Here is a 4,526-nt window from a genome sequence, read left to right as displayed (position 1 = left end):
TCTCCGTGGCGATTGGGATCACCTTTTCCAAAACAGGACCGAGAGCCGCGATATCGGCGCGTTTAGCGTCGAGGTGAGCGTTTCCGGCGGCTCGAACCCGCATGAGCAGGTGCGGGACATTCTCAGCAGTGGCTTTGGTGATCGACGGTACGCTTACTCTGTCGAAACCCGAAACGATGGATCGCTGAAGGTCGAGGGCTATGTTGTGTTGCGCAGCGGGCAGGGCGAGCGGCTGACGGCTGACGCGAAGGCGGCCGCCATCGTTCAGGAGCGTTTCCACGCCAGCGCCGTTGCGAAAGAGGCCCCCGCGGCTTTCTCGTTCACAGGCTATGGCAACGGCGTGGAATTTGGCGCTGCCAAGNCGGCTGACGCGAAGGCGGCCGCCATCGTTCAGGAGCGTTTCCACGCCAGCGCCGTTGCGAAAGAGGCCCCCGCGGCTTTCTCGTTCACAGGCTATGGCAACGGCGTGGAATTTGGCGCTGCCAAGTTGCGAGACCTGATCGCGCAGCGGAACGACGTTCGAGACGATCAGGGGCGTTCGATTGCCGATGACAAGGCTGCGGGCGACCTGGTGCAAAAGGAATGGCGGGATGAGCTGCACAGCCGCAAGAGCCGTGACGTGATGCACGTGATCATGTCGGCGCGTGCCGGCACGGATGCTGTCGCGTTCGAAGGAGCTGTTCGCGACTTCCTGGCTGAGCAGTTTGCGGGCCATCGGTACGTTTTCGCTATGCACGATCCGGAGAACGATCCGAAAGAAGCAGGGGAGGGGGGCAAGCGGCCGCATGTTCATGCCCATGCCATCGTTACCATGCGTTCGGAATCGGGCGACCGGATCGAGACGACTCCGGCCACCTTCCGGCAATGGCGTGAGGTCATGGCCGAGAAGGCGCGGGAGCACGGCATCAATATGGAAATGACGGATCGGCGAGAGTTCGCCACGCCGCCAGCCTTCACGCGAAATCAGGTTCGCGCCGTCAAGCATGACGGTCGAACCGAGCATGTAGGCACCAGCGATCCGGCGCAGGCGCGATATGACGCAAAGCGAGCTGGTCGGCGCATGGTGGCGACGAGCCAGAGAAGCCGCCAGTACATCCTAAAAGCGCAGGAGACTTGGCAGAAGATTGCAGTCAACGCCGGCGACACAGTCGTTGCGGCCTACGCCGCTCAGCATCGCTCCTATCTGGAAAACGGCCTTGCCCAAATGGATCAATCGCCTGCTGGTGCAGTCATTTATGCAGATTTCGGCGGTGATTACCGCTCCAATATGGTAGCAATCAGAGACATGTTATCGGAGGCAAAGGACATGCGCGAGCAGACACGCCCAGAGTTCGAAGCGTACGAAAAGACGGTTGAAACGGCTCTGTTCAACCTTCAACGCGGCGCTGGTCCAGAGGACCGGTCAGGCTTCGAAGAAGTTTCCTCCCTCGCTCGCGAGATCGTCGATCTGCGCAGGCAGATGCTCGAAATGAAGGAGCGTGGGCTTGATGAGCAGGATGGACGAAACGCTGCTGGCGACGTCTCCAGAGAAAGTGGCGTCGCGACGGAAAGAACGGCATCTGAGGTGCAAGAGCAGACGAATGCTAACCTTCAGTGGGAGGCGGCTGTTGCCAAGCATGGAGAGGCTGTCGTTGAGGCTGGTAACGATGCGATGGCAAATGTGGAACACTATCGCTCCGGCCTCGCCCATATCGAAGCCGGCGAGCTCGGAGACGAAAACCGGGAGCAGTATGAGAAGGGCCTTGAGGCTTCGCTTCATCATGCAGCTCAACTCGCCGCTACCGGAAACGGCTATCTCCGGGATGTTGCCAACGAAGATCCGGAACTGCGCGCGGAGATCGAGACCATTGAGCGCAATGAAGAGCGTGGGGACGAAAACAAGTCAAACAAGCAGCCGATCATTGCGGATACTGCCGACGATCGCCAACGCGATCTCAGGGTGGATCTGGAAGAGGAACGTCCGATTGGGCAAGCGGAGCGTGAGGCTCACCAGCTCGCTGAGACGGTGGACGCTACTCAGCGGCAGCAAGATCGTGTAAACAGAGACAGGGAAGCGGCCCAGCGGGGCGGCGAGACCACTCGGACTGATCCCGCGCAACAGCACATTCCTCGGCTCGAGGAGTTGGAGCGTGAACAGGTTGAACAGAGGGAGCGTAATCGGGACGACCGTGATCGCTAAAGTGTCATGCAGGACGGTAATCAGAACACCTACCTGGTGGAAGTAAACGACCCCAAGTCTGCCGACATCGTCGGCAAGATGATGGTGTGGGGTATGGTCTCCGTTGGAATCCTCGCGATCCTGATCAAGGTCTACGGGACCGTGATCGGCTGGTATCATGCTTCTGTGGCTTGGCTAACAGAGGCGGGTCAGTACGCAGCGAGCTTCTGGCCCTTCTGAACCTGAATTAGCGGCCGGCCTGTTCCATGATAGGATCAGGAACGGTCGCTGCGAATAGCTCTTCCAAGCTCTTCCTCTTGCGCGGTGATTTGCCTTCGGCTTCCCGTTCGACGACCTCCCTTAGACGACTAACCCGATCATTGTGCGCTTTTTCGATGTCGTTCTCTGAGACAGGTGTTGTGTGCTTTTCGGGAGCGGGCACAGCTGTCTTAGCAGGTTCCGGAGTGCCCCCGGCGCTGACCTTCTTGTTGGCCAAGGCGGATGGATTCACAACACGAGCGGGCGAGGTGGAGGGCGCTGGCTCTTTCGGAGCCTCCTCCTGGACAGGCGCCCGCGGTTCCTCCGCTTTCGCCTCAGTCGCAGGCTTTATCGCTTCTGCTTCATCAGCCTGTTCCTGGCCTGCATTGGCATAGGCTGGCGTGGTCGCTGGAACAGGTTTAGGTGGCAGGTAATCGACAGTTGGAACGGTCGGTATGTGCGTCTGAGAATAGGCCTCCGCCTCCTTGAAGGGCTGCGTCTTAAAGAAGCGCAGCTTGTCTCCAAAAATTGGCCGCTGACCCTCCACCAGCAAGATCATCTTGTTCTCGGGCATCTGGCGCACTTCCTGCGGCATCATCAGGTCCCGATCGCGAATTTGCTCGACCTTTGTTCGGCGCGGGAGGCCCATAAGCTCGATAGTGCGGGATTCAGACTGATATCGGATAGTTCTCTTGCCAAGCGCGCGGGAAGCATACTCTGCCGTGGCCTGGTCATTGGCACCAAGGATGAGCTGATAGCCGCAGTTGCCAAGGAGCGAATGTCGGGACGTCTCACCATAGATCTCATCCAAGTTCTTCAGGTCCTGGATGATGAAGGCGAGCTTGATCTTATAGCCGGCCACATAGGGCAGCTTCGTCATGATTTCGTCCATGCGCTTCAGCTGGCGAAACTCATCCAGCAGAAAATAGACCGGCACGGAGTTGGGATCATGCTCAAGGGTAAGTATGTCCATCACCTGTTGAACGAACAGCGTCAGCAGCGGCCTAAGAAGGGTGATGTCGGTGATGTTCGGGGCAAGGTAGATTGTGATGGGGCGACGCTTCATGGATCGAAGGTCCATGTCGGTCACGTTCGTTGCGGCCACAACGCGTTCGTTCTTGAACGGCCTCATCGCCTTCTGGATATCAAGCAGTGCCGAGGCCGCGGCCCGATCCGAGAGAGACAGGTAGGAATTGAAGCTCTCCATCGTGAACTTCGACAGGTATGGCTCCTTCTCCTTGATGTACTTCATCAAGGCCTGCAGATCGGTCCCGCTGTTGAAGAAGGAGTTGATCTCGCCGAGGTTCCTGCGCCCTTTGTAGAAGGGGCTTTCAAGAACATAACTGATGGCGCCGGCGAGAACCTGTTGAGCTGTGGCCTGCCAAACTGAATTCTCGGATTCGGTGTTTTCCGGTACAAGAATGCTGGCGATATTTTGAATGTCAGTCGTGCGATTGCCTCGCTCCTGACGAACGAAATCCAAGGGATTATAGCTGTTGGTCGTCTCGGAACCCGGCGCGAACAAGAAGACCTGGCTGCCGTTGCGCTTCCGATAGCCGGCGGTTGCCTTGTAGACCTCGCCCTTCAGATCCGTGACGATCATAGAGCCTTCGTGCATGAGAGCGTTGGGGATGACGTAGCCCGCGCCCTTACCGGATCGCGTCGGGCCAATAATGAGGTGGTGGCGATCGTCATACGCGCGGAGGACGTTGCTCCCGATGCGGCCGAATATGTGACCTTTCTTGCCAAACCACTTCCCGCGCCGAAGGGTTGCAAGATCCTGAAAGGCCGCATCACCCAATGGATTGCTGGTAGGTTTGAGCCCAAGGTAAGCAATGAGGCCTGATACGAGCAGCGCGGGCACTACGGAGCCGAGCGCGACTTTTTGTAGGGAAGGGGAGGAGCTATAGGCCCAGAACTGCTGAATTGGCGCGAATGGGTTTGAGGTGATTGTCGCCTCGAGGATCCTACCGTCACCGTAGAAAAGCTGAAGCCCCGCCCCGTACGCCAGCATCCAGACTGCAAATGCGATCAACAGGCAGAAGAACAGATAGAAGGCCTGTAGCCCCTTACTCATGATGCATCCCGTGCGAAGTAGATTTCGGAAACC

3 protein-coding genes are annotated in these 4,526 nt (G+C 58.1%); 2 read left to right on the top strand and 1 reads right to left on the bottom strand.

The annotated features are described in order from the left end of the window. The coding region (locus tag ACM6UT_RS22960; protein WP_416799596.1) for a relaxase/mobilization nuclease domain-containing protein at positions 1 to 2,179 on the top strand (2,179 nt) is incomplete at its 5' end. A 36-nt stretch (positions 2,180 to 2,215) separates the two neighbouring features. Beyond that, positions 2,216 to 2,398, top strand: a complete 183-nt coding sequence (locus tag ACM6UT_RS22955; RefSeq protein ID WP_183898047.1) for a hypothetical protein — start codon at positions 2,216 to 2,218, stop codon at positions 2,396 to 2,398. A 7-nt stretch (positions 2,399 to 2,405) separates the two neighbouring features. On the opposite strand, the gene ACM6UT_RS22950 is transcribed toward ACM6UT_RS22955, so the two are convergent. Next, a complete protein-coding gene (locus tag ACM6UT_RS22950) occupies positions 2,406 to 4,493 on the bottom strand; it encodes a type IV secretory system conjugative DNA transfer family protein (RefSeq protein ID WP_416799597.1) in 2,088 nt (695 codons plus the stop codon). Positions 4,494 to 4,526 lie beyond the last annotated feature (33 nt).

Source organism: Ciceribacter azotifigens, from assembly GCF_048159625.1.
GTDB lineage: Bacteria > Pseudomonadota > Alphaproteobacteria > Rhizobiales > Rhizobiaceae > Allorhizobium > Allorhizobium azotifigens.
This window is presented reverse-complemented; position numbering and strand designations above follow the sequence as displayed.